At 70.4% G+C, this 24,406-nt stretch carries 21 protein-coding genes and 1 pseudogene; 19 read left to right on the forward strand and 3 right to left on the reverse strand.

Annotated features, from left to right (window positions below):
- Nucleotides 1-33: 33 nt before the first annotated feature.
- The 8 genes from H4N58_RS03650 to H4N58_RS03685 all read left to right on the forward strand — a co-directional run bounded on the left by H4N58_RS03650 (nucleotide 34) and on the right by H4N58_RS03685 (nucleotide 8,442).
- A complete protein-coding gene (locus H4N58_RS03650) occupies nucleotides 34-588 on the forward strand; it encodes a PadR family transcriptional regulator (RefSeq protein ID WP_167001582.1) in 555 nt (184 codons plus the stop codon).
- Nucleotides 585-1,325: an ABC transporter ATP-binding protein gene (locus tag H4N58_RS03655; protein ID WP_182397141.1), complete on the forward strand. Its 741-nt coding sequence runs from the start codon at nucleotides 585-587 to the stop codon at nucleotides 1,323-1,325. Before H4N58_RS03650 ends, H4N58_RS03655 begins: the two co-directional genes overlap by 4 nt.
- A complete protein-coding gene (locus H4N58_RS03660) occupies nucleotides 1,322-3,940 on the forward strand; it encodes an ABC transporter permease (RefSeq protein WP_167001583.1) in 2,619 nt (872 codons plus the stop codon). Before H4N58_RS03655 ends, H4N58_RS03660 begins: the two co-directional genes overlap by 4 nt.
- A 303-nt stretch (nucleotides 3,941-4,243) precedes the next feature.
- Nucleotides 4,244-4,885, forward strand: a complete 642-nt coding sequence (locus H4N58_RS03665; protein WP_243845021.1) for an HAD family hydrolase — start codon at nucleotides 4,244-4,246, stop codon at nucleotides 4,883-4,885.
- A gap of 57 nt (nucleotides 4,886-4,942) precedes the next feature.
- A complete protein-coding gene (locus tag H4N58_RS20800) occupies nucleotides 4,943-5,338 on the forward strand; it encodes a cold-shock protein (protein WP_167001584.1) in 396 nt (131 codons plus the stop codon).
- A 56-nt stretch (nucleotides 5,339-5,394) separates the two neighbouring features.
- Nucleotides 5,395-6,225, forward strand: coding sequence for a DUF3027 domain-containing protein (locus H4N58_RS03675; protein ID WP_167248983.1), 831 nt, complete (start codon nucleotides 5,395-5,397; stop codon nucleotides 6,223-6,225).
- Nucleotides 6,226-6,349: 124 nt separating this feature from the next.
- Complete coding sequence (locus H4N58_RS03680; RefSeq protein ID WP_167001586.1) at nucleotides 6,350-6,880, forward strand: MarR family winged helix-turn-helix transcriptional regulator; 531 nt, start codon at nucleotides 6,350-6,352, stop codon at nucleotides 6,878-6,880.
- The gene (locus H4N58_RS03685; protein ID WP_243842880.1) at nucleotides 6,877-8,442 is read left to right on the forward strand and encodes an MFS transporter; all 1,566 of its coding nucleotides are present in this window, start codon (nucleotides 6,877-6,879) and stop codon (nucleotides 8,440-8,442) included. The genes H4N58_RS03680 and H4N58_RS03685 overlap by 4 nt, the downstream gene beginning before the upstream one ends.
- Nucleotides 8,443-8,523: 81 nt before the next feature.
- On the opposite strand, the gene H4N58_RS20515 is transcribed toward H4N58_RS03685, so the two are convergent.
- Nucleotides 8,524-8,919, reverse strand: a complete 396-nt coding sequence (locus H4N58_RS20515) for a DUF2530 domain-containing protein (RefSeq protein ID WP_243842881.1) — start codon at nucleotides 8,917-8,919, stop codon at nucleotides 8,524-8,526.
- Nucleotides 8,920-9,118: 199 nt separating this feature from the next.
- Here H4N58_RS20515 and H4N58_RS03695 point away from each other — a divergent pair, with 199 nt between their 5' ends.
- From H4N58_RS03695 to H4N58_RS03715, 5 genes are all read left to right on the forward strand, one after another.
- Nucleotides 9,119-10,570, forward strand: coding sequence for an NCS2 family permease (locus tag H4N58_RS03695; RefSeq protein WP_167001587.1), 1,452 nt, complete (start codon nucleotides 9,119-9,121; stop codon nucleotides 10,568-10,570).
- A 131-nt stretch (nucleotides 10,571-10,701) separates the two neighbouring features.
- Complete coding sequence (locus H4N58_RS03700; RefSeq protein WP_167001588.1) at nucleotides 10,702-11,115, forward strand: MarR family winged helix-turn-helix transcriptional regulator; 414 nt, start codon at nucleotides 10,702-10,704, stop codon at nucleotides 11,113-11,115.
- Nucleotides 11,112-12,527, forward strand: coding sequence for an MFS transporter (locus tag H4N58_RS03705; RefSeq protein ID WP_167001589.1), 1,416 nt, complete (start codon nucleotides 11,112-11,114; stop codon nucleotides 12,525-12,527). Before H4N58_RS03700 ends, H4N58_RS03705 begins: the two co-directional genes overlap by 4 nt.
- A gap of 52 nt (nucleotides 12,528-12,579) precedes the next feature.
- Nucleotides 12,580-13,347, forward strand: coding sequence for a maleylpyruvate isomerase family mycothiol-dependent enzyme (locus H4N58_RS03710; protein ID WP_167248981.1), 768 nt, complete (start codon nucleotides 12,580-12,582; stop codon nucleotides 13,345-13,347).
- A gap of 115 nt (nucleotides 13,348-13,462) precedes the next feature.
- Nucleotides 13,463-14,353, forward strand: coding sequence for a hypothetical protein (locus H4N58_RS03715; RefSeq protein ID WP_167001591.1), 891 nt, complete (start codon nucleotides 13,463-13,465; stop codon nucleotides 14,351-14,353).
- A 51-nt stretch (nucleotides 14,354-14,404) separates the two neighbouring features.
- Here H4N58_RS03715 and serC read toward each other — a convergent pair whose 3' ends face one another.
- Nucleotides 14,405-15,517, reverse strand: a complete 1,113-nt coding sequence (serC, locus tag H4N58_RS03720) for a phosphoserine transaminase (RefSeq protein ID WP_167001592.1) — start codon at nucleotides 15,515-15,517, stop codon at nucleotides 14,405-14,407.
- 101 nt (nucleotides 15,518-15,618) lie between these two features.
- On the opposite strand from serC, the gene H4N58_RS03725 reads away from it, so the two are divergent.
- Nucleotides 15,619-16,491 carry an alpha/beta fold hydrolase gene (locus H4N58_RS03725; protein ID WP_167001593.1) on the forward strand — a complete coding sequence of 291 codons (873 nt, stop codon included), beginning with the start codon at nucleotides 15,619-15,621 and terminating at the stop codon, nucleotides 16,489-16,491.
- On the opposite strand, the gene H4N58_RS03730 is transcribed toward H4N58_RS03725, so the two are convergent.
- On the reverse strand, nucleotides 16,482-17,342 hold the full coding sequence (locus H4N58_RS03730; RefSeq protein ID WP_167248979.1) for a TetR/AcrR family transcriptional regulator: 861 nt from the start codon (nucleotides 17,340-17,342) through the stop codon (nucleotides 16,482-16,484). The two genes, H4N58_RS03725 and H4N58_RS03730, sit on opposite strands and share 10 nt — an antisense overlap.
- An 85-nt stretch (nucleotides 17,343-17,427) precedes the next feature.
- On the opposite strand from H4N58_RS03730, the gene H4N58_RS03735 reads away from it, so the two are divergent.
- From H4N58_RS03735 to meaB, 5 genes and pseudogenes are all read left to right on the forward strand, one after another.
- Nucleotides 17,428-18,408 carry an ATP-binding cassette domain-containing protein gene (locus tag H4N58_RS03735; protein WP_167002365.1) on the forward strand — a complete coding sequence of 327 codons (981 nt, stop codon included), beginning with the start codon at nucleotides 17,428-17,430 and terminating at the stop codon, nucleotides 18,406-18,408.
- Nucleotides 18,405-19,229 (forward strand): ABC transporter permease, encoded by an 825-nt coding sequence (locus H4N58_RS03740; protein WP_167001595.1) that lies wholly within the window; start codon nucleotides 18,405-18,407, stop codon nucleotides 19,227-19,229. The genes H4N58_RS03735 and H4N58_RS03740 overlap by 4 nt, the downstream gene beginning before the upstream one ends.
- Before the next feature lie 85 nt (nucleotides 19,230-19,314).
- A complete protein-coding gene (locus tag H4N58_RS03745) occupies nucleotides 19,315-21,162 on the forward strand; it encodes a methylmalonyl-CoA mutase family protein (protein WP_243845020.1) in 1,848 nt (615 codons plus the stop codon).
- Between the two features lie 86 nt (nucleotides 21,163-21,248).
- Nucleotides 21,249-23,342 (forward strand): annotated as a pseudogene (gene scpA, locus H4N58_RS03750) (methylmalonyl-CoA mutase); the annotation flags it as partial.
- Nucleotides 23,342-24,325, forward strand: a complete 984-nt coding sequence (gene meaB, locus H4N58_RS03755) for a methylmalonyl Co-A mutase-associated GTPase MeaB (RefSeq protein WP_167001598.1) — start codon at nucleotides 23,342-23,344, stop codon at nucleotides 24,323-24,325. The pseudogene scpA and the gene meaB, both read left to right, overlap by 1 nt.
- Nucleotides 24,326-24,406: the final 81 nt, after the last annotated feature.

Genomic DNA, 24,406 nt, shown 5'->3' on the forward strand with positions numbered 1-24,406 from the left:
CTACCAGGATGAATACTCGGTATAGGGGGTCGGATGTCGATCCGGCAAGGGCTGCTCGCGCTGCTGTCGCACGAGCCGATGTACGGCGCACAGTTGCGTACGGAGTTCGAGCGACGCACGGGCGGCACGTGGCCGCTGAACGTCGGCCAGGTCTACACGACACTCGGCCGACTGCAGCGCGACGGGCTCGTGGAGCCCGAGGGCGAGGCGGACGAGGAGGGGCGGATCGTCTACCGCCTCACCGCGCAAGGGCGGACCGCCGTGGGGGAGTGGTTCACCTCCTCCGTCTCGCCAGACTCCGAACCGCGTGACGAGCTGACGATCAAGGTCGCGATGGGCATCAGCCTCCCCGACGTCGACGTCACCGCCGTGGTGCAGGCGCAACGGGCCGACTCGCTGCGCCACCTCCAAGCCCTCACGCGCCTCAAGCGCGATGCCCTCGATAAGGAGGACCTCGCCCGCGAGCTGGTCCTCGAGCGCTCCATCTTCGCCACCGAGGCCCAGGTGCGCTGGCTCGACCACATGGAGGCCCGGATCCGCCGGGCCCGCCGCCGTACGACCAACCCCGTAGAGGAGACCGCGCGATGACCGCACCCCTGGACCCGGAGGTCCTGCTCGAGCTGCGCGGCGTCGACCGCACCCACGGCGAGGGGCCCGCCGCCGTCCACGCGCTGCGCGGCGTCGACCTGACGCTGCGTGCCGGCGAGCTGGTCGCTGTCATGGGGCCGTCGGGCTCCGGCAAGTCGACACTGCTCAACATCGCCGGTGGTCTCGACTCGCCGACCTCCGGCGAGGTCGTCGTCGAGGGGCGGGCGCTCCGCTCGTACGGCCGCAGCGAGCTCGCCCGCGTACGTCGACGCCGGCTTGGGTTCGTCTTCCAGGACCTCAACCTCATCCCGACCCTGACGGCCGCGGAGAACGTGGCGCTTCCGCTCGAGCTCGACGGCGTCCGCGCACGCGAGGCCCGTACGGAGGCGCTGCGCTCCCTCGACGACGTCGGTACGCCCCACCTTGCCGACCGCTTCCCGGACGAGATGTCCGGCGGCCAGCAGCAGCGGGTCGCGATCGCGCGTGCGCTCGTCGGGCCGCGCCGTGTCCTCCTCGCGGACGAGCCGACCGGGGCGCTCGACTCCGAGACCGGCGAGGAGGTGCTCGCCGTGCTCCGCCGCCGCGTCGACGCAGGCGCGGGCGGGCTTCTCGTCACCCACGAGCCACGCCATGCCGCGTGGGCGGACCGGGTCATCTTCCTGCGTGACGGACTGGTCGTCGACGACGGCGCCGCGCGCGACCGTCTGGCCGGTCTCGGTGAAGTGGCCCCCGCATGAGCGCCCTCGCCCGCTGGTGGCTCGCGCTGCGCATGGCGCGTCGCGACGTCCGTCGCTCCAAGGGCCGCAGCGCTCTCGTCGCGGTGATGGTCGGGACGCCGGTGATGCTCGCGGTGATGCTGTCCACGCTCTATGCGACCGACGACGTGACGCCGCTGGAGGCCATGCCCGCACAGCTTGGATCGTCCGAGGCGCAACTGTGGTGGAAAGGCTTCCCCGTCCAGCAGTCGCCGGACGGCCAAGACGGTGGCGGCTCGAGCGCCGAGGACCGCGCCCCTGAGCCCGACCCGGGCCCGGACGGCGTCCGCGCGGTCCTGCCGGGAGCCGAGGTCCTCGAGGTGCGGTCGAGGTTCGTCACCTTCGTCGGGCGCGCCGACGGCCCGCTCCGCGAGGTCGACACCACACCTCCGATGGCCGACGGCCTCGTCGACCTCACCGACGGGCGTACGCCGGAGCGTGTCGGCGAGGTCGTCCTGACGCCGCACCTGCGCGACCGCCTCGACGCCGCGCTCGGCGCGACGGTCGACGTCGCCGGCCGGGACGTGACCGTGGTCGGCGTGGGGACGTTCGGGTCGGTCGACCCGTATCCCCTTGCGTCCGGCGCCGTCGGGTTCCCCGGCACGTTCGACCTCGGCGAGGGCAACGGCGTGGAGAACGAGTACCTCGTCGACCGCGACGCGCCCGTCACCTGGGAGGACGTCAAGCGCCTCAACAGCGAAGGCTTCTGGGTCATCTCGCGGCACGTCCTCGAGAACCCGCCGCCCGCGTCGGCCCGGTACGACCTCGACGCGTGGAACGCGGGGCAGGACACAACCGAGCAAGCCGTCCTCGTGATCATCGTGACCGCGGTGCTCCTGCAGGTCGTGCTGCTCGCGGGTCCGGCGTTCGCTGTCGGAGTGCGACGCCAGCGCCGCGACCTCGCGCTCCTGGCCGCTGCGGGCGGGACGCCGGCCGACGTCCGCCGTACGGTGCTCGCTCAGGCGGCGGTCCTGGGCGCGGGCTCGTCCGTCGTCGGTGCCGCGCTCGGGCTCGCGGCGTCTCCGCTCGTTGTCGCGGTCCTGCCGCGATGGTTCGACGAGGGGTTCGGGCCGTACGACGTGATGTGGCCGGCGGTTGCCGCGGCGGTCGTCCTTGGCGTGGTGGCCTCGCTGCTCGCGGCACTGGTCCCGGCGCGACAGGTCGCGAACCAGGACGTCACCGCCGCCCTCGTCGGCCACCGCGCGGCGCCGAGCCGGCGCAACGGGTGGCCGCTCGTCGGTCTCGCGCTGGTGGCCGTCGGGCTGGGTGTCTGCTTCACCGCAGGGATCCAGCCTGGTGGCGAGACGGCGGTCGCCGCCAGCACGGTCGCGATCGTCCTCGGCACCGTGTTCCTCACGCCGTTGGTCATCGGGCTGGTGGGCAGGGTCGGTGGACGCCTGCCGCTGACGCTTCGCCTGGCGGTGCGCGACACTGCCCGACAGCGATCCCGCAGCACGCCTGCCATCGCGGCCGTGATGGCGACCGTCGCCGGTCTCACCGCGCTCGCGATCGCGAACGCGAGCGACTTCGAGCACGACCGCCGGTCGTACGAGTTCACCTATCCGGTCGGGACGACGGTGCTCAGCGAAGGTGGGAGACCGATCGACGCGGTAGCGCGAGCTGCCGGCGAAGCCGCGGGGGTCGCCTTCACGCCGATCGGGACAGCAGGGCGAGTCGGGAACGAGAGGGCCGGCGAGGGTTGGTGGACCGACGTCGCGGTGGAGACCGAGGAGTGGGGTCCCTGGGCGACGACGTCGGTCGCCGTCGCGACAGCCGAGGAGCTTGCTGCGTGGGGTGTCGAGCTGACGCCCGATCAGATCGAGACCCTTCGTACGGGAGGCGCGCTGGTCGCAGGACCCTCCGTGCTCGATGCGGGCGGGCGGGTCAGGGTTGCGGTAGACGAGCAACCAGCCGACGGGACATCGGGCCACTCGCGCACGGTCTCGCTCGATGCCTCTCCCGCCGACCTCGGCATGGGGGCGGTGCCGCAGGGGCGCGAGCCGGTCGTCGCGCTCGCCGTGATCGCCCCGCAGACCGCGCAGGCCCAGGCCGTCCCGTACGAGCGGAGCAGGGCGATCGCCGACTCCATCCTCTCGGACCAGCAGCTCCGCGACGTCCGTGCGGCCCTGCGTGAGCTGCCCGGGGAGCAGAGCACATGGACCGAGCAGGGGTTCGGCGGGACGTTCACCGTGCAGCTGCTGCTCCTGATCGGCGCCGGAGGCATCGCGGTTCTCATCGGCACGCTCAGCGCGACCGGGCTGGCGCTCGCCGACGCCCGTCCGGACTTCGCGACGCTCGCGGCGGTCGGTGCCGGGCCTCGGACTCGTCGGGGAGTCGCTGCCGCCCAGGCAGTGGTGCTCGGCGTTCTCGGGGCACTGCTCGGCGTCCTCGTGGGCTTCGCGCCCGGGCTCGCGGCGGCCTGGCCGCTGACCTCCGGGCGGTGGGGAGCGCTTGAGGGAACCGGCAGCGGGCCGGTCATCGACATTCCTTGGGGGATCCTCGCGACCCTCGTCTTCGTGGTCCCGCTGATCGCCGCAGGGGCGTCGGCGATCGTCACCCGCGGCCGGGTTCCGCTCACCCGGAGGCTCGCGCAATGACGCTGGAAGTCACTAGCCCGTCACCCACTGTTACGCAACCGTTACCGGAGAACGGAAACATTCTGAGTAGCACCGACGTCTACAGTGGTCACAAGGTACGGCACAAGGTGTAGGGGGCACTGATGTCGCACATCGATCTTGCAGAACGCCAAAGAAGGGCCGCACGGCTCCGGATCGCCCAGCTCGTCGCGCTCAGGCGCGCGACTGCCAGCGGCCTGGAACGCACGGCCGGCAGGGAGCCCAAGTCTTCGTCGTGAGGCTAGCGTCGTCGTGATGGCGCGCAGGGCCGCGTAGCCTGCGGGGGTGCCCACTCACGATCTCGGGACCTCCCCGCTCCTCGGCTTCGACCTCGACATGACGCTGATCGACTCGCGTCCGGGGATCAAGGCCGTCTATGACGAGCTCTCCGCGCGGACCGGCGTGCCCCTCGACTCCGACCTGGTCGTCTCGCGGCTCGGTCCACCCGTCGAGTCTGAGCTCGCGCACTGGTTCCCCGACGCGGACGTCCCGGCGATGGCCGACCTCTACCGGGCGCTCTACGCCGACATCGCCGTGGCGCGGATCGCCCCCCTCGGTGGAGCACGCGAGGCGTTCGACGCGGTCCGCCAACGCGGCGGCCGGGTCGCCGTCATCACCGCCAAGAACTCTGCCGACGCCCAGCGGCACCTCGACCACCTCGGGCTCGAGGCCGACGAGGTCCGGGGGAGGGCGTGGCGTACGGGCAAGGCAGACGCCCTGCGTGAGCTCGGAGCGGTCGCCTACATCGGCGACCACGTGCACGACATGGAGGCGGCGGAGCTCGTCGGGATCCCTGGTGTCGGCGTCACGACCGGACCGTGCTCGCGCGACGAGCTCGGCGCCGCAGGGGCGGCCATCGTGCTCGCCACGCTCCTCGAGCTGCCCGACCATCTGGACGCGGTGTGGCCTGCGACCGAGGTGGCCTAGGCTTGGCCTGGTCCCCGCGGCACCGCCGCCCACGCGCGACGAAGGTGAGGTCAAGCCGTGCCTGTTGGCAAGGTCAAGTGGTACGACCCTGAGAAGGGGTTCGGATTCCTGAGCCGCGAGGGCGGCGAGGACGTCTTCGTCCGTGCCGACGCGCTGCCCGCGGGAGCGACCACGCTCAAGCCAGGCACCCGCGTGGAGTTCGGCATCGTCGCCGGACGCCGTGGCGACCAGGCGCTTCAGGTCCGCGTGCTCGACCCGACGCCCTCGGTCTCCAAGCAGCAGGCCAAGGCGCGCCGCAAGCCCGCCGAGGACATGGCGGTCATCGTCGAGGACACGATCCGGCTCCTCGACGGGGTCGGCGAGACGTACCGTGCCGGCCGCCACCCCGAGAGCCGTACGGCCAAACAGACGGCGGCGCTCCTGAGGGCGCTCGCCGACGAGCTCGCGACCTGACCCCAGCCCGGCGACCCTGCGTGGTGGTGGCTTGCCACGTACGGAAGAATGGTCATATGTCTGCCCCTCATACTGCGCCAACCCGTGCGTCCTCGGCCCGCGCGCCGAAGCTCGACGCGGTCGCGGCGGGTGCGATCGACGTCGCGCGTGCCGCGCTCGTCGACGAGGTGGGGGAGAAGCAGGTCGGTGAGCACCTCGGTGCTCGTGCCGAGGGTGACCGGGTGGTCACGCACCTGTTCGCGGCCGCGATGCCCGGCTACCGGGGCTGGCACTGGTCGGTGACGGTGGCGCGCGCCCTGCGCCAGAAGAAGGTCACTGTCGACGAGGTGGTCCTCCTCCCGGGTGAGGACGCGATCGTCTCGCCGGTCTGGACGCCCTACAAGGACCGCGTGCGGTCGGGTGACATGAACCCCGGTGACCTCCTGCCGCCCGAGGAGAACGATCCTCGCCTCGCGCCGGCGTGGTTCGTGGGCGACGACGCGGTCGACGCCGAGGTCGATCCGACGTCGGTGCGCCCGATCGCGGACGAGGTCGGGCTCGGCCGCGTCGAGGTGCTCTCGCTCGAGGGTCGCGACGCTGCCGCTCAGCGCTGGTACGACGGCTCTCGAGGCCCCGACACGCTCCTGACCCAGCAGGCGCCCGGGCGCTGCCGCACGTGCGGCTTCATGGTCTGGCTGAGCCCCCCGCTCGGATCGTTGTTCGGGGTGTGCGCCAACGCCATGGCCAACGACGACGGCCAGGTCGTGTCGTTCGACCACGGCTGCGGTGCCCACTCAGAGGCGCGCGTAAAGCGCCAGACTGGCCCCGGGCCGGCGCCGGTGCACGATACCGTGACCGTCGACGACGTCGACGACGTCGACGACGTCTCGGACGTCGAGCCCGTCTGACCGCTCGTCCGTTCCGGCCCGCCAGGGTCGGTGTGACACGAATCGCGCCCTCATTAGTTGTGTGCTGAAAGCATTCGTTTTAAGGTTGCATAGCAAAACCAACTAACCTTGAGGCGGGCCCTGCATGCTCACGACCGAGACGGCAGAACGGATGGTCGGCGTCCTCGGCAAGCTCAGCCGGGCGCTGCGGTCGTCCAGCCACCGCTGGGAGCGGCTCAACGGCGGCATGCGACGCCAGGATCACACCGTGCTGCGACGACTCCAGCGTCACGGCGAGCAGCGCATGAGCGACCTCGCGGATGCGCAGTGCGTGACCGCGTCGGTCATCAGCCGCCAGATCGCCGCCCTCGAGCAGGAAGGCCTGGTCGAGAGAAGGAGCGACCCCGCCGACGCGCGCGTCGGCCTGATCCGCCTGTCCGACCACGGCAGCGCTCGCCTCGAGGACGCCACGCGCAGGTACGCCGGCTTCGTCAGGTCGGTCTTCGCCGACTGGGACGACGCCGAGGCCGCGCGCATGGCCGACCTGATCAACGAGTTCGCGGACCGGTTGGCTTTAGATCTCGAGCACTTCGAGGGACACCTCGACACTGACCCGGTCGTGGCGTCCGCCGCTGCGGCCTTCGACCGTACGAACGAGAGGAACCGCACCTCGTGACCACCGCTCCACCCAAGAGTCCAGACGAGCTCGACCACCGCGCCATCATGGAGGTGATGGTCGGCCTGCTGGCCGCGCTCTTCACCGCCATGCTCAGCAGCACGATCGTCGCGAACGCGCTGCCGACGATCATCGGCGACCTCGACGGCACCCAGTCGCAGTACACGTGGGTCGTCACGACCTCGCTGCTGGCGATGACGGTCAGTACGCCGATCTGGGCGAAGCTTTCGGACCTGCTCAACAAGAAGCTCCTGGTCCAGATCGCGCTGATCGCCTTCGTCGTCGGCTCGGTCCTCGCGGGCTTTGCCCACGACGTGCCGACGCTTCTCGTCGCACGCGGTCTCCAGGGTCTGGCGATGGGTGGTCTCACGGCGCTCGCGCAGGCCATCATCGGCTCGATCATCCCGCCGCGTGAGCGCGGTCGCTACAGCGGCTACATGGGTGCGGTCATGACCCTCGCCACGGTCAGCGGCCCTCTCGTCGGTGGCGTGATCGTCGACTCCTCCCTCGGTTGGCGATGGACGTTCTTCGTGTGCGTCCCGTTCGCCGTGGTGAGCCTCTTCGTGCTCCAGCGCTACCTCAAGCTGACGACCTTGGTGAAGGACGTGAGCGTCGACTACGTCGGTGCCGTCCTCATCGCCATCGCCGCCAGCCTCCCGCTGCTGTGGGTGACCTTCGCGGGCAACTCGTACGAGTGGGTCTCCTGGCAGAGTGCCCTGTTCGTCGGCGGGACGCTCGTCGCGGCCGCCGCGTTCGTCCTCGTCGAGTCGAAGGTCCGCGAGCCGCTCGTCCCGCTCAAGGTCTTCACCGACCGGACCACGACGCTCGCGATCGTCGCGAGCATCGCGGTCGGCATCGGGATGTTCGGCAGCTCGGTCTTCCTCGGCCAGTACCTCCAGGTCGCGCGCAGCTACTCGCCGACCGAGGCAGGCCTCATCACGATCCCGATCATGCTCGGATCGCTGGTCGGCACGATCGGGTCGGGCCAGCTCATCGTCCGGCACGGGAAGTGGAAGATCTTCCTCGTCTCGGGTGCCGCGCTGCTGATCGGCGGACTCGGCCTGCTCGGCACGATCGACCACGCGACGCCGCTGTGGCAGATGTGGATCTTCATGACGCTGATGGGCCTCGGCATGGGCATGCTCATGCAGAACCTCGTGCTCGCGGTGCAGAACACGGTCGACATCACCGAGGTCGGGATGACGTCGGGTGCGGTGGCGTTCTTCCGTTCCCTCGGCGGCACGATCGGCGTCTCCGTCCTCGGAGCGATCCTCGCCTCGAGCGTGAAGGAGAAGATCGCCGCCGGACTGCACCAGCTGGGCATCCCTGCGTCGGAGTCCGCCGCGAGCGGCACGCTCGACCTCGCCCACATGCCCGAGCCGATCGCCGACGTCGTACGGATGGCGTACGGCGACGCGACGGGCGAGATCTTCCTCGTGGCCGCCGGTGTCGCCGTGATCGCGCTCATCGCGGTTTCGTTCATCAAGGAGGTCCCGCTGCGGACCACGCTCCGCAAGGAGGAGCCGGTGGACGCCGAGCGCGAGCGCGAGCCAGTCGCCTGACGCACGCCGTACGAAGGGCCGCTCCCGAGCACGGGAGCGGCCCTTCGTTGTGTCAGGGGTGCGGGTGCGGACGGTGCCGCGTCAGGAGCGGTCGAACTCAGCGTCGGCGTCGGCCTCGGTATCGGAGTCGAGCGCGACCTTGCGGCGGCGGCAGTATTCGACGCCGATGAGGCCCAGGCCGAAACCGGCCAGACAGGTCCACAGCCACCACACGTCACCGTTGCGCTGCAGCGTGCCGAGGAAGGGGAGCAGCCCGAGCAGCGCCGCGAGCCACAGGATCGAGCCGACCGTCATCGTGCGGATGCCGTCGACGTCCAGCGGCTTTGGATCGGGCACGACCTTGTGGACCGTGCTCCCGATCTCGAGCTCAGTGACCTGAGGTTTGTCGAGGCCGCGGGTGCGGCGGCGTGGAGCGGATTCGCGCTCTTCGCGCGCCTCGACGCGCGGAGTCGCCGCCACCGGCTTGGGCGGGGTCACCGCCACCGTCTCGGGAGGAGTTGCGGGAGAGGCGTCGGGCACGGGACGATCGGCGCGGCGGCCCCCGGCCCGGCGGGACTCATTGTGACCACGGCCACGCTTCGATGACGCGTCCGATGTCAACTTTCGCTTGCCTGAAGCCACGCCTTTACAGTACCCCCCTGGGGGAACAGTCCTACTTCGTACCGTCAGGAGCGTCATGTCCACCCAGACCGCGACCGGAACCTTGGACCGGTTTTTCAAGATCTCGCAGAGAGGGTCGAGCGTCGGCCGCGAGATCCGCGGCGGCGTCGTCACCTTCTTCACGATGGCGTACATCATCGTGCTCAACCCGATCATCATCGCCGGGGTCCAGGACGCCGAGGGCAACTACCTCGGTGGCGGCTCGCAGGCCCAGGCGTTCGCGCTCGTCGCGGCCGGTACGGCGCTCGTCGCCGGCGTGATGAGCATCCTCATGGGTGCCGTCGCGAACTTCCCGCTCGCGATGGCGGCGGGGCTCGGGCTCAACGCGTTCGTCGCATACTCGATCGCCAGCCAGATGACGTGGGCCGATGCGATGGGCCTCGTCGTGCTCGAGGGCCTCATCATCCTGGTCCTCGTGCTGACAGGTTTCCGCAAGGCGGTCTTCGACGCGGTGCCGCTGCCGCTGAAGACGGCGATCTCGGTCGGCATCGGCCTGTTCATCGCCCTCGTCGGACTCGTCAACGCCGGCGTCGTCCGTACGACCGGCAACGCCTCGCCCCCGATCGGCCTCGGCGTCGGCGGCACGCTCTCGGGCTGGCCGGTCCTGGTGTTCTGCATCGGCCTGCTCCTCATGATCGGCCTGTATGCACGCGGCGTCCGCGGCGCGATCCTCATCGGCATCCTCGTCACGACGGTCATCGCGGTCGTCGTCGAGTCGATCACCGAGACCGGCGGCTCCGGCGGCGACCCGACCTCGAAGGGCTGGAACCTCAACGTCCCGAGCATGCCCGACTCGTTCATCGATCTGCCTGACTTCTCGCTGCTGGGCAACTTCTCGCTGCTCGGCTCGTTCGAGCAGGTCGGCGCCATCACCGCGGTGCTGCTGATCTTCACGCTCCTGCTCGCCGACTTCTTCGACACGATGGGCACCATGACGGCGATCGGTGCCGAGGCGGGGCTCAACGACGAGGAGGGCACTCCCGAGAACGCTCAGCGCATCCTCGTCGTCGACTCGCTCGGTGCGGTCGCCGGCGGCGCTGCCAGCGTCTCGAGCAACACCGCGTACGTGGAGTCGGCGTCGGGAGTCGGCGACGGCGCGCGTACGGGCCTTGCGGCCATCGTGACCGGCGTGCTGTTCCTGCTGGCCACGATCTTCTCGCCGGTCGTCGCGCACATCCCGAACGAGGCGGCCGTGCCGGCGCTCGTCCTCGTGGGCTTCTTGATGATGCAGCAAGTGATCGACATCCCGTGGAAGGACGTCGAGCTCGCGATCCCGGCATTCCTGACGATCGCCCTGATGCCGTTCACGTACTCGATCACGGTCGGCATCGGCGCCGGGTTCCTGACCTTCGTGCTGATCAAGGTCGTGCGAGGCAAGGCGCGTGAGGTCCACCTGCTGATGTGGATCGTCGCGGCGATGTTCCTGCTCTACTTCGCGATCGACCCGATCACGCGCTGGATCAGCTGACCCTCGTCCACCCGCACCACCTCGTCGGCCGCGCCGCCCGCGCACCGACGGGGTGGTTCGGGGGATGGTACGTGAGGAGGGTCATTCGTTAACGTGTTTAATTAACATCGCTAACGACCTATCATGGTCGTATGCCTACCGATGCCCAGAAGCTTGCGTCCTCGGTGGCCCGTCTGAACCGCAGGCTCCGACAGGAGCGGCACTCCGAGCTCACCCCGAACCAGATGGCCGTGCTGGCGACGCTCCACAAGCACGGACCGCTGAGCCCGGGGGCGATCGCCTCGATCGAGCAGGTCCAGCCACCATCGGCCACCCGCACCCTCAACTGCCTCGTCGAAAAGGGGCTGGCCGAGCGCCAGGCCCATCCGACCGACCGCCGTCAGGTCGTCGTGTCCCTGAGCGCCGAAGGCGTCGCCGTGCTGGACGCCGAGCGTGCGCGTCGCGACTCCTGGCTGGCTGCCCGTCTCTCCACCCTCACCACCGAGGAGCGGGCGGTTCTCCGCGATGCCACCGTGCTCCTCGAGAAGCTGGTGGTGAGCGAGTGAGCCCCACGTTCCGCTCGCTGTCCGTCCGCAACTACCGCATCTACGCCAGCGGTGCCCTCGTGTCCAACGTCGGTACGTGGATGCAGCGTGTCGCCCAGGACTGGCTCGTGCTCGCGCTCACGGGCAGCGCCACCGCGCTCGGGATCACCACCGGGCTGCAGCTCCTGCCGGCTCTGCTGTTCTCGCCGGTGGCGGGGCTCGTCGCGGACCGCTTCCCCAAGCGGCGCGTCCTCATGATCACCCAGGCCATGATGGCGGTCCCGGCCGCGCTGCTCGGCATCCTGGCCATCACCGGGGTCGCCGAGGCGTGGCACGTGTACGTCCTCGCGTTCCTCTTCGGCGTCGGCACGGCCTTCGACGCACCGGCGCGCCAGTCGTTCGTCGTCGAGATGGTCGGCAAGGAGGACCTCGCCAACGCGGTCGGCCTCAACAGCGCCTCGTTCAACTCCGGCCGCATGATCGGCCCCGCGATCGCGGGCCTCATGATCGCCGCTCTGGGCTCGGGCGTCGTCGCGACCGGCTGGGTGATCCTGCTCAACGCGATCAGCTACTTCGCGGTCTTCCTCTCGCTCGTCGCCCTGCGGGTCCGTGACCTGCGGCCGGTGACCCCCGCGTCCCGCGGGAGGGGAGCCGTGCGTGCAGGCGTCCGCTACGTACGGTCGAGACCCGATCTCGTCCTGATCCTCACCACGGTGTTCTTCGTGGGGACCTTCGGCATGAACTTCCAGATGACGTCGGCGCTGATGGCGACCGAGGTCTTCGGCAAGGGCGCGCAGGCGTACGGGGTGCTCGGCTCGATCATGGCGATCGGCTCGCTGGCCGGTGCGCTGGTGGCCGCCCGCCGCGAGCGTCCGACCCGCCGTCTCGTCGTCGGTGCTGCGCTCGTCTTCGTGGTCGTGGAGGTCGCCTCCGGCCTCATGCCCACGTACCTCGCGTTCGCGCTCGTCCTGCCCCTGCTCGGGCTGAGCGCCCTCACGATGATCACCGCGGCCAACGCCTACATCCAGCTCACGGTCACCCCGCAGATGCGGGGTCGGGTCGCGGCGCTCTATCTCATGGTGTTCATGGGTGGCACGCCGTTCGGTGCCCCGGTGATCGGGTGGATCGGCGAGACCTTTGGTGCCCGCTGGACGCTGATCCTCGGCGGGCTCGTCGCCGGAGTCGGCATCCTCGCGGCCACCGCTTTCTACCTGCTCCGCGCCGGCATGCAGCTACACGTCGACCTGCGTCACAGGCCCCGCATCCTCGTCGTCCCGCGCGACCCCCGTGCGGCCGTCCGTACGACGGACGCGGTCGAGGCGCTGGACGAGGCCGGCCGTCTCGAGGCCGGAGAGGCGGGGAGCCCGCCCGCGCCCGCGGACGATCCCCATCCGGCACCGGACGTGTTGCCTGCGAGCTCCGCGCGTCGTTGACCAGCACGCGAGAAAGGCTGGTGCCTCGCGAGCGGCGTGGCACGCTGGAGGCATGGCTCCGAGGCAGCACGACGCCGAGAACCGCCTTCCCTGGGACCTCTACCTCGCGGTGATCCGCATCGAGGTCGACCGCGCCCTCGAGGTGACCGACGACCTCGACGCCGCGGTGCCGGGGTGTCCCGGCTGGACGGCGCGCGATCTCTTCGAGCACGTTGGGCTGGTCTTCCGGCACAAGGTCGAGTCGATGCGTACCGCGAGCGAGCCGCCCTGGCCGCTGACCGGCCTCGACACGAGCGACGTACGCCGCCTGCTTGCGGAGGAGACCGCGACGCTGCTCGCCGAGCTCCAGCAGCGCGGCCCTCGAGAGGTCCGGCACACGTGGTTCCCCGACGACCGGTCCAACGGGTTCTGGTTCCGACGGATGGCCCTGGAGGCCACGGTCCATCGCGTCGACGCCGAGCAGGCGGCGGGCACTGAGGTGACACCGATCGAGCCTGAGGTCGCGCTCGACGGCATCGACGAGTTCCTGACCATCTTCGTCGGTGGTCCCTGGTGGGACGACGACGAGGAGCTCACGGGCTTCCCCGTCGACGCGCGGATCCGGATCGTGGCGGACGACCGGGCCTGGACGCTCGCTTTCTCCCATCACGAGGTCGTGGTCCGCAAGGATGACGACGCACCGGTCGACTTGAGCCTCGAGGGCTCGCCGCACGCGGTCTACCTCTGGCTGTGGGGGAGGGGGCCGGCCGATTTCGTGCTCGACGGGCGCAAGGACCTGCTCAAGGAGCTCGAAGGACGCTTCGCCGAGGCCGGGACATGACGCCGGGGCACCTCGCGGCGGCTGTACGGCGGGGCGGCCCAGGGGCTATTCTCGTTCGTCGGGGGTAGTGGCTTGTTCCGAAGTGGTGAGCACGAGCAGGAGTGACCCCGAGTCGATGAATCCGCGACACCGCAGGGCCTTGATCCCTGGCCTTCTCGTCGTCCTCCTCGTGATCGTCCTCGTGACCGCGCTGGCGCGCGAGGCGCGCGCAGACGAGCCGCCGATCGAGCAGGTCAGCACGATCACTGACGCCCGTCTGCGGGAGTCGAGCGCCCTCGTCATCAGCAAGCGCGACCCGTCGCTCGCCTACACCGTCAACGACTCCGGCAACGAGCCGGTGGTGTTCACGATCGAGGTGGCCTCGGGCGAGGTCGTCGGGTCCACGCGGCTCGTGGGGTTCAACGTCGTCGACGTGGAGGCGCTGGCCATCGACCGTACGGGCAGGCTCTGGGTTGCCGACATCGGTGACAACGACGCCGTACGGTCCACCGTGGCGCTCTATGCGCTCACCGAGCCGGTGGTCGGGACGAAGCAGGTCAAGCCGAAGCGCTACCGGGTCCGTTATGCCGACGGGAACACCGATGCCGAGGCCTTGCTCGCCGACCCCGCAGGCGGCATGTCGATCGTCTCCAAGGGTCTGCTCGGCGGACAGCTCTACCACCTGCCCGAGACGCTCGACCCCAAGAAGGTGAATGTCGCCGAGCCCGTCGCCGATGCTCAGGTGCCCGCGCTGGTGACCGACGGCGACTATCTCCCCGACGGCGCCGGCATCGTCCTGCGGACCTACCTCGGCGTCCACGTCCTCGACGCCGCGACGTGGGGGGAGACCTGGTCGTCGACGGTCCCCGAGACCGGCCAGAGCGAGTCGCTCGCCGTCGAGCCCGACGGCACCTCGGTGCTCATCGGCAGCGAAGGGCTCCCCTCGCCGATCCGCCGCGTGACGCTGCCCGAGGACCAGCGTGCCGCGATGCTCGCGCCGGCGAGCGGTGTCATCGACCTCGACTGAGGGTCGCCGGCGACCACCCGCGCGTGCCGCGCCGGAGCGACTCGCGAGGCGTTAAGCGAGGTGCTCGACGACGTGGTCGAGGCACCGCGTGAGCAGCGAGATGTCGTCGGGCTCGATCGCCGGGAAGGTCGCGATGCGCAGCTGGTTGCGGCCGAGGCCGCGGTAGCCGTCGATGTCGACGATGCCGTTCTCGCGCAGGACGGCGGTCACCGCCTTGGCGTCGACTCCCTCGAGGTCGATCGTCACGACCGTCGGTGACTGCTTGCCGGGATCGGCGACGAACGGCGTCGCGTACGAGGTCTGCTCGGCCCACCCGTACAGGCGTGACGACGAGTCCTCGCAGCGTGCGACTGCCCACGGGAGCCCGCCGTTCTCGTGGATCCACCGCAGCTGGTGGTCGGTCCAGACCAGCGACGCGAGCGGCGGCGTGTTGTAGGTCTGGTCCTTGCGGGAGTGCTCGACCGCCGCGGCGAGATCCAAGAACGCGGGGATCCAGCGCCCACTGGCAGCGATCTCCTCCACCCGCGCGAGCGCCGCGGGAGACATGACGGCGAACCACACCCCGGCGTCGGAGGCCAGCGCCTTCTGCGGAGCGAAGAAGTAGACGTCGCACTGGGTGATGTCGACCGGGATGCCCGCCGCCGCCGACGTCCCGTCGATGACGACCAGCGCGTCGTCGTCGGCTCCCTCGACACGGCGGACGGGCGCCGTGACCCCTGTCGAGGTCTCGTTGTGGGCCCAGGCGTACACGTCGATGCCTGGCTCGGCCTCCGCGTCGGAGTGCGTGCCCGGGTCGCTGGCGAGCACGGTCGGCTCTTCGAGGAACGGGGCACGGGCGGCGGCCTTGGCGAACTTCGCCCCGAACTCGCCGAACGAGAGGTGCTGGCTGCGCTCGCGGATCAGCCCGAAGGTCGCGGCGTCGAAGAACGCGGTGGACCCGCCGACGCCGAGCACGACCTCGTAGTCGTCGGGCAGCGAGTAGAGCGTACGAAGCTGCTCACGGATCGAGCCGACCAGAGAGCGTACGGGCGCCTGGCGGTGCGACGTGCCGATCAGCGGCGACGTGGCGAGGGCCTGCATGGCGTCGTGGGGGACCTTGGACGGCCCGGAGCCGAACCGGCCGTCGGACGGGAGGAGCTTCTTCGGGATCTGCACGGGACTCATTCTTGCTGCTGCCCGAGCCACGCGGCGGGGCGAGGTGCAATGAGCTCTCGCGTACGACACGGTCGGGGGGTGCAAAGGCTGCCCATGACGAGGAGACGGCGATGACCGAGACCGAGATCGAGAAGGACCGCCTGGACGTATCGGGTGCCACGCTGGCGTACGACGTGCGGCCCGTACCGGACAGCGACCTGACGCCGCTGCTGGTCATCGGGTCGCCGATGGGGGCGGCGGGCTTCGGCACGCTGGCGGGACACTTCACCGACCGGCCGGTGATCACGTACGACCCGCGCGGGGTGGAGCGCAGCAGCAAGGACGACCCCTCCACCGAGACGACGCCGGACGAGCATGCCGACGACCTGCACCGGCTCATCGAGACCGTCGGCGGGCCGGTCGACCTCATGGCCAGCAGCGGAGGTGCCGTGAACGCGTTGGCACTGGTGAGCCGCTACCCAGACGACGTCCGCACGCTGGTCGCGCACGAGCCTCCGCTCGCAAGGCTGGTCCCGGACCGCGAGCAAGCGCTCGCCGCGTGCCAGCAGATCGGCCGCATCTACGACGCCGAGGGACTCGGCGCCGCGATGGTGCGCTTCATCCTTCTCGTGACCCACGAGGGGCCGGTCCCCGACGGGTTCACGGACACGCCCGCGCCAGACCCGCAGACCTTTGGGCTGCCGGACGAGGACGACGGGTCACGCGCCGACGTGCTGCTCGGGCAGAACCTGCTCACGTGCACGCACTACGAACCCGACCTCGACGCGCTGCGGGCGAGCCCGGCGCGTCTGGTGCTGGCGGTCGGAGCGGGCTCGGGAGAGCAGCTCGCGTGCAGGGCCACCCGTGGGCTCGCCGAGCAGCTCGGTACGAGCGTCACGGTGTTTCCGGGCGACCACGCCGGCTTTCTCGGCGGCGAGTACGGACAGACCGGGGAGCCGGACGCGTTCGCCGCGACGCTGCGCGAGGTGCTCGCTCACGACTGAGCGTCGCCCAGCTGCTGGGCGACGGCCTCGTCGTACCTGTCCATGCACTCCTCGAACGTGGGGATCGTCGCGCCCCCCTCGGACTGGGCACGCTCGATCAGCAGCTCGAGCGTGTCGAGCAGGCCTTTGACCTGCGGTTCGAAGGGAGTGGAGGCGGTGTCGAACGCGCCGACGCTCCACAGCCGGGTCATGGTGGGGAACCGTGTGGGGTCGAACGTACGCTCCCAGAAGTCGCCCGTCGCCTCCCAGTAGGCGGCGTAGTCGGTCCCCTGGGTGCGCCGGTCGGCATCCTCGGCGGCGGCCGACCGGGCTGACCCGGCCACCATGTTGTTGACGATGTCGAGCGTCTCGATGACCTGGCTCGCGGTGAGGCCGGTGTCGACGAGGATCCGGTATCCCGCCTCTTGGACCGTGAACACGTGCGGCGCCAGCGGGAGGCGCCACGGGTTCACGTCCAGCAGCCACGGGTGCTGACGCAGAAGTGACCAGTAGCCCCGCGCATAGAGCTCGAGTGCGGGCCGCCACGGCAGACCGGGGTCAGGCAGGTCGAAGTCGGCATACCCGCGGTCGACCATCGCGTCCACGAGCTCGTCACGTCCGGGGACGTGGGAGTAGAGCGTCATGGCGCCCACGCCGAGCGCACGGGCGACCGAGCGCATCGAGACCGCGTCGCGCCCGTCGGCATCGGCGATCGCGACGGCGGCGTCGACGACCTCGGCACGGCTCACTCGAGCCGGTCGGCCTCGGGTCGAGATGACAGGCGGACTCCAGAGCGAGGCATAGCGGTGCTGCGGGGGCTCAGGGTCGGACTCGGGGCGACCGGGTGCCGCGTCCGGTTCTTCGTGCGTCATCGCTCTCCTCGAAAAGGGGTTGCCACGTTTTATCGTACAGCGTACCGTTACGAGCATGACAGATTCAGTACGCCGTACGACAAGTATGGTCGCCGCGCGGGGTCTCACGAAGACCTTCAGGCGCAAGAAGGAGGTCGTCGAGGCCGTCAAGGAGGTCGACCTCGACGTCGCCGACGGCGAGCTCGTGGCTTTCCTGGGCCCGAACGGTGCCGGCAAGTCCACGACGCTGCGCATGCTCACCTCGCTGCTGCGACCCACGTCCGGGACTGCCACGGTCGCCGGGTACGACGTGGTCCGCGACCCCGCCGAGGTGCGGGCGCGCATCGGCTACATCGGGCAGGGCAACGCGGGCGGCTACTCGTACCGGGTGGGCGACGAGCTGATGAACCAAGGTCGCTTCTACTCGGTGCCGGCCGACGTGGCACGCAAACGGGCGGCCGACCTCCTCGAGGCGCTCGAGCTCTCGGGGATGGAGAAGCGCACCGTCCTCTCGATGTCCGGCGGCCAACGCCGACGGCTCGACGTCGCGATGGGGCTGATGAACCATCCCCGGCTGTTGTTCCTCGACGAGCCGACCACCGGCCTCGACCCGCACGCCCGGGCGAACCTCTGGGAGCACATCACGCGCCTGCGCGTCGAGAACAAGATGACGATGCTGCTCACGACGCACTACCTCGACGAGGCCGACTCGATGGCCGAGCGCATCGTGCTCATCGACCACGGGACGGTCATCGCCGATGCGACACCCTCGCAGCTCAAGCGTGAGTTCGCCGACGACGTGGTGACGCTCGGGCTCGCCACCGGAGTGGACACCGCCGCGGTCGTCCTCGAGAAGGCGCGCTCGGTGCTCCCCGGCGACGTCAGCCGAGTCGAGGACCAGGTCGACGCCGACGGCTCCGTACGCCTGGTGCTGGCCACCAATCACGGACCCGATCTCGTCCCGCCCGTGCTCCGCGCGCTGGAGGCGGTCGGCGTCACCGTTGGCTCCGCGGACGTCAAGCAGGCGTCGCTCGACGACGTCTTCCTCAACCTGACCGGCCGGAGCCTGCGCGAGGAGGCAGCATGACCGCCACGACCGAGACTCTCTCCCCGACCGCCAGCCCGCTTCCGCAGCGGACGCGGGCCGCGAAGTGGGTCCACGACACCACCGTGGTGTTCGTCCGCGAGATCCTCGTGACCCTGCGCGATCCGTTCACGCTGATCTTCTCGCTGCTGCAACCGCTGGTCTTCCTCGGACTGTTCGGCCCGCTGCTCGACGGGATGCTCGGCGAGGGGTCCATCGAGGGCGAGTCAGCGCTGCAGTGGTTCCTCCCGGGCGTGCTCGTGATGATCGCGATCTTCGGCACGGGCATGGTCGGCGGCAACCTCCTGTACGAGCTGATGACCGGCGCGTACGAGCGGATCCTCGCGACCCCGCTCGACCGCTCCTCGATCCTGGTGGGGCGTGCGCTCAAGGAGTTCGCGCCGCTGGTCGTACAGGCACTGCTGATCACCGTCGTCGCGATCCCGTTCGGACTGTCGTTCTACCCGGCGCACGTGCTCCTCGGGCTGCTGATCCTGGGCATCTTCGGCATCGGGCTCGGCTCGCTGTCGTACGCCCTCGGGCTGGCCTCGAAGAACCGCGAGTGGGTCTTCTGGGGTGTGCAGCAGTCGCTGATCTTCCCGCTGCTGCTGCTCGCCGGCATGATGCTGCCGCTCGAGGCCGGGCCGGAGTGGATGCAGGCGGTCTCGAAGTTCAACCCGCTCACCTACATCGTCGACGCCGAGCGGACGCTGTTCGCTGGCACGATGTGGGACTCCACCGTCGCATGGGGCCTCCTCGCGGCGTTCGCGACCTGCGCCGTCGGCCTGTGGGTCGGCATCTGGAAGGTCAAGCGCACGATCTGAGTCATGCCACCCGTCGGGGTGCGGAATGTCACACCGTACTCCGACGGGTGGCTGTGACACCAGCGTCATCCGTACGATGCGCACCATGAGCGAGTTGTCGTTGAGCGGCGACGCGACCTACTCCCGTGAAGCCTGGGAGAAGTCCGCGGCCGCCGTCCTCCGCAAGTCCGGGAGGCTGAAAGAAGACCAGCCAGACGCGGCCGTGTGGGACGCCTTGGCGACTCGCACGCTCGACGACATCGCGGTGACGCCGCTCGGCACGCCCGAGCTGGTGGCCGACGTCGCCGATCCCGGGCTGCCCGGCCAGGCCCCGTACGTCCGGGGGGCGCAGGCCCGCCGAACCGACGGAGCGTGGGACGTGCGCGTGCTCCACGAGGATCCCGACGCGACCAAGGCCGCCGAGGCGATCCTCACCGATCTCGAGAACGGCGCGACCTCGCTCTGGCTGCGGCTGGGGCCCGAGGCGCTCGACCCGGCCGCACTCGCCACCGTGCTCGACCGTGTCTTCGTCGACCTGGCGCCTGTCGTCATCGAAGGTCGTGCCGACGCCCTCGGCGCCGCCGACGCGTTCTGCCGCTACCTCGATGAGCGTGCCGTCACCCCGGCACCCGGCACGAACCTCGGCCTCGACCCGATCGGCGCGACGCTGCGCGGGTACGGCAGCGGGCTGCACCTCGAGACCGTCGTCGTCGAGGGTGCCCGCAAGGCGGCCGAGCGGGGGATCGCTGCGTTCGTCGTCGACGCCACCGCCGCGCACGACGCGGGAGCGTCCGACGCCCAGGAGATCGGGTACGCCCTCGCCGTCGGTGCTGCGTACCTGCGGATCCTTGCAGGCGCCGGATTCTCGGTCGACGAGGCGCTCGCGCTGGTCGAGTTCCGGTTCGCGGCGACCGACGAGCAGTTCACCACCATCGCGAAGCTCCGGGCCGCCCGGCGCACGTGGAACCGTCTCACGGAGCTGTCCGGTGCCGCCGACGTCTCCCGAGGCCAGGTGCAGCACGCGGTCACGTCGCGCGTGATGCTCAGCAAGTACGACCCGTGGGTGAACATGCTCCGGACGACGGTGGCGGCGTTCGCGGCCGGTGTCGGCGGCGCGACCTCGGTGACGGTGCTGCCGTTCGATGCCCCGCTCGGTCTCCCCGACGGGTTCAGCCGCCGGATCGCGCGCAACACCTCGTCGCTGCTCATCGCCGAGTCCCACGTCGCCGCCGTGACCGACCCGGCCGGCGGTGCGTACGCGGTCGAGCGGATCACCGACGACCTCGCGCGTGCCGGGTGGGAGGAGCTCGGCCGCATCGAGGCCGTCGGCGGCGTGCGGGACGCGATCGAGGACGGCTCGCTGACCGCCCGCCACGCTGCGGTCGCACGCGAGCGCGAGGCGCAGATCGCCCGCCGCGAGCGTCCGATGACCGGCCTCTCGGAGTTCCCGAACCTGCGCGAGGTGCTGCCCGAGCGCACCCCGTACCCCGAAGGCGCCGAGCCGCTCCAGCGCTGGGGTGCCGCCTTCGAGGCGCTGCGCGACAACCCGGTCGCCACGCCGGTCTTCCTCGCGACGATGGGGCCGGTCTCGGCGCATACCGCCCGCGTCACGTTCATCGCGAACCTGCTGGCTGCAGGCGGTATCGAGACCGTCGCCGCCGGTGCGACGAGCAGCGTCGACGAGGTCCTCGCCGCGTACGAGGGCGCGCCGGTGGTCTGCCTGGCGGGGCCTGACTCCGCCTACGCCGCATGGGGTGCTGACCTCGTGACGGCGCTGCGCGAGGCCGGAGCGCAGTGGGTGATCCTCGCGGGCAAGCCGGTCGACGGGCTCGAGGTCGACGGCACCGCAGCCATGGGCGTCGACGCGCTGACCTTCCTGCACGAGACCCGCGGCCGCCTCGGCGCGGGATCGGTGGCCACCGCGGCCGCTGGTGAGAACGGAGCCGACGCATGAGCATCCCCGAGTCCTTCGCCGGACTGCCGCTCGACCCGGAGGCCCCGTACGAGGCCGACCGTGCCGCGTACGACCGCGCCACCGACGGCGCCGAGCCGTGGCCCGCACCCGAGGGCATCGACGTTGCTCCGCTCTACACCGCCGCGGACCTGAGCGGTCTCGACGCGCTCGACACCTACCCGGGACTCGCGCCGTTCCTGCGCGGGCCGTACCCGACGATGTACACGACGCAGCCGTGGACCATCCGCCAGTACGCGGGGTTCTCGACCGCCGAGGAGTCCAACGCGTTCTACCGCCGAAACCTCGCGGCGGGTCAGAAGGGCCTGTCGGTTGCCTTCGACCTCGCGACGCATCGCGGGTACGACTCCGACAACCCACGCGTGGTCGGCGACGTCGGCATGGCGGGCGTCGCGATCGACTCGATCTATGACACGCGTACGCTCTTCGACGGCATCCCGCTGGACAAGATGAGCGTCTCGATGACGATGAACGGCGCGGTGCTCCCGGTGCTCGCGCTCTACATCGTCGCGGCCGAGGAGCAGGGGGTGAAGCCGGAGCAGCTCGCGGGGACCATCCAGAACGACATCCTCAAGGAGTTCATGGTCCGCAACACCTACATCTATCCGCCGGCGCCGTCGATGCGGATCATCTCCGACATCTTCGCCTACACCGCGCAGCGGATGCCGAAGTTCAACTCGATCTCGATCTCCGGCTACCACATCCAGGAGGCCGGGGCGACGAACGACCTCGAGCTCGCGTACACGCTGGCCGACGGCGTCGAGTACATCCGCGCCGGCCTCGACGTCGGGCTCGACATCGACGCGTTCGCGCCGCGGCTGTCGTTCTTCTGGGCGATCGGGATGAACTTCTTCATGGAGATCGCCAAGATGCGTGCGGCGCGCGCACTCTGGTCACGGCTGGTGGCCGAGTTCGACCCGAAGAACCCGAAGTCGAGCTCTCTGCGGACGCACTCGCAGACCTCTGGCTGGTCGCTGACCGCGCAGGACGTCTTCAACAACGTGCAGCGCACCGCGATCGAGGCGATGGCCGCGACCCAGGGGCACACCCAGTCGCTGCACACCAACGCGCTCGACGAGGCGATCGCGCTGCCGACCGACTTCTCGGCCCGCATCGCGCGCAACACGCAGCTGCTGCTCCAGCAGGAGTCCGGCACGACGGCGACGATCGACCCGTGGGGCGGCTCGTACTACGTCGAGAAGCTCACGCACGACCTCGCTCGGCGCGCCTGGGGCCATATCCAGGAGGTCGAGAAGGCCGGCGGCATGGCCAAGGCGATCGAGGCGGGTATCCCGAAGATGCGGGTCGAGGAGGCGGCCGCCCGTACGCAGGCGCGGATCGACTCCGGCCAGCAGGCCGTGATCGGTGTCAACACCTACCGCGTCGACACCGAGGAGCCGTTCGAGGTCCTCAAGGTCGACAACCGTGCCGTGTACGCCGCGCAGGTGGCCAAGCTGGAGCGGCTCCGCGCCGAGCGTGACGGCGACGAGGTCCGCCGTACGCTGCACGCGCTGACTGAGTCGGCGGGTCGCGGCGCGAGCAAGGACGGCTCGCTCGACGGCAACCTTCTCGCGCTCGCGGTCGACGCCGCCCGCGCCAAGGCGACCGTCGGTGAGATCTCCGACGCGCTGGAGAAGGTCTACGGACGCCACAAGGCGGTCATCCGTACGATCTCTGGTGTGTACCGATCCGAGGCCGGCAAGGCCGAGAACGTCGAGCGCGTGATCGCGGCGACCGACGCCTTCGAGGAAGCAGAGGGCCGTCGTCCACGCATCCTGGTCGCCAAGATGGGCCAGGACGGGCACGACCGCGGCCAGAAGGTCATCGTGTCGGCCTTCGCCGACATGGGCTTCGACGTCGACGTGGGCCCGCTGTTCTCCACGCCCGAAGAGGTGGCGCAGCAGGCCGTCGACGCGGACGTCCACGTGGTGGGCGTGTCGTCGCTGGCCGCTGGCCACCTCACGCTCGTGCCCGCGCTGCGCGACGCGCTGGCCGAGCTCGGGCGCCCGGACGTGCTCGTCGTCGTCGGCGGCGTGATCCCGCCGGACGATGTGGCGACGCTCAAGGAGATGGGGGCGGCCTCGGTGTTCCTGCCGGGCACGGTCATCGCCGAGTCGGCGCTGGAGCTGCTGGACAAGCTCCGGGCGACGTTGCAGCACTGATGGTCGACGTCGCGGATCTCGCTGAGCGCGTACGGGCTGGTGAGCGCGCTGCCGTGGCACGTGCCATCACGCTCGTCGAGTCGCGTCGCGACGATCACCGCGAAGCGGCGCGTGAGCTGCTCGCCCTGCTGACCCCGCATGCGGGGGGCGCGGTGCGGGTCGGCATCTCAGGCGTCCCCGGCGTCGGCAAGTCGACCTTCATCGAGTCGCTCGGCACGTACCTGACCGGGACGGGCCACAAGGTCGGCGTGCTCGCGGTCGACCCCTCGTCCGTGCGTACGGGCGGGTCGGTGCTCGGGGACAAGACCCGGATGCCGGAGCTGGCCGCGGACCCCAAGGCGTACATCCGTCCGTCGCCGTCGGCCGGCACTCTCGGCGGCGTCGCCCGCGCGACCACGCAGGCGATCCTCGTGCTCGAGGCGGCCGGGTTCGACGTCGTGCTCGTCGAGACCGTCGGAGTCGGCCAGTCCGAGGTGACAGTGGCAGGGATGGTCGACACGTTCTTGTTCCTCACGCTCGCGCGGACCGGCGACCAGCTCCAAGGCATCAAGAAGGGCATCCTCGAGATCGCCGACGTCATCGCCGTCAACAAGGCCGACGGCGACCGTGAGCCCGAGGCGCGCGTCGCCGCCCGAGACCTCGCCGGCGCGATCCGCCTCGTGCACGCCGGGACGACCGGCTGGGTACCGCCGGTGCTCACGTGCTCGGGGCTCGAGGGCACCGAGGTCGACACGGTGTGGCTGCGGGTGCTGCGGCATCGCGAGTTCCTCGGCGCCGTCGGCCTGCGCGAGAAGCGTGCTGGTCAGCAGCTGGAGTTCATGTGGGCCCTGGTGCGCGACGAGCTCGACCAGCGCCTGCGTCGCTCGGACTCCGTACGCGGCGTCCTCGACGAGGTGCGTGCCGGGGTTCTTGCGGGCGACATGCCGGCCACGAGTGCCGCTGACGCGATCCTCGCCGCGTACGACCGTCGCCCCACGATTTGACGCCTGCCCCACCCGATTCCGCCTTGGTGAGGTGGAATCGGCGTCAAATCGGGGGGCGCCGCGGGGCCTGTGGACAGCGCT

The sequence above is a fragment of the Mumia sp. ZJ1417 genome, assembly GCF_014127285.1.
Classification (GTDB): domain Bacteria; phylum Actinomycetota; class Actinomycetes; order Propionibacteriales; family Nocardioidaceae; genus Mumia.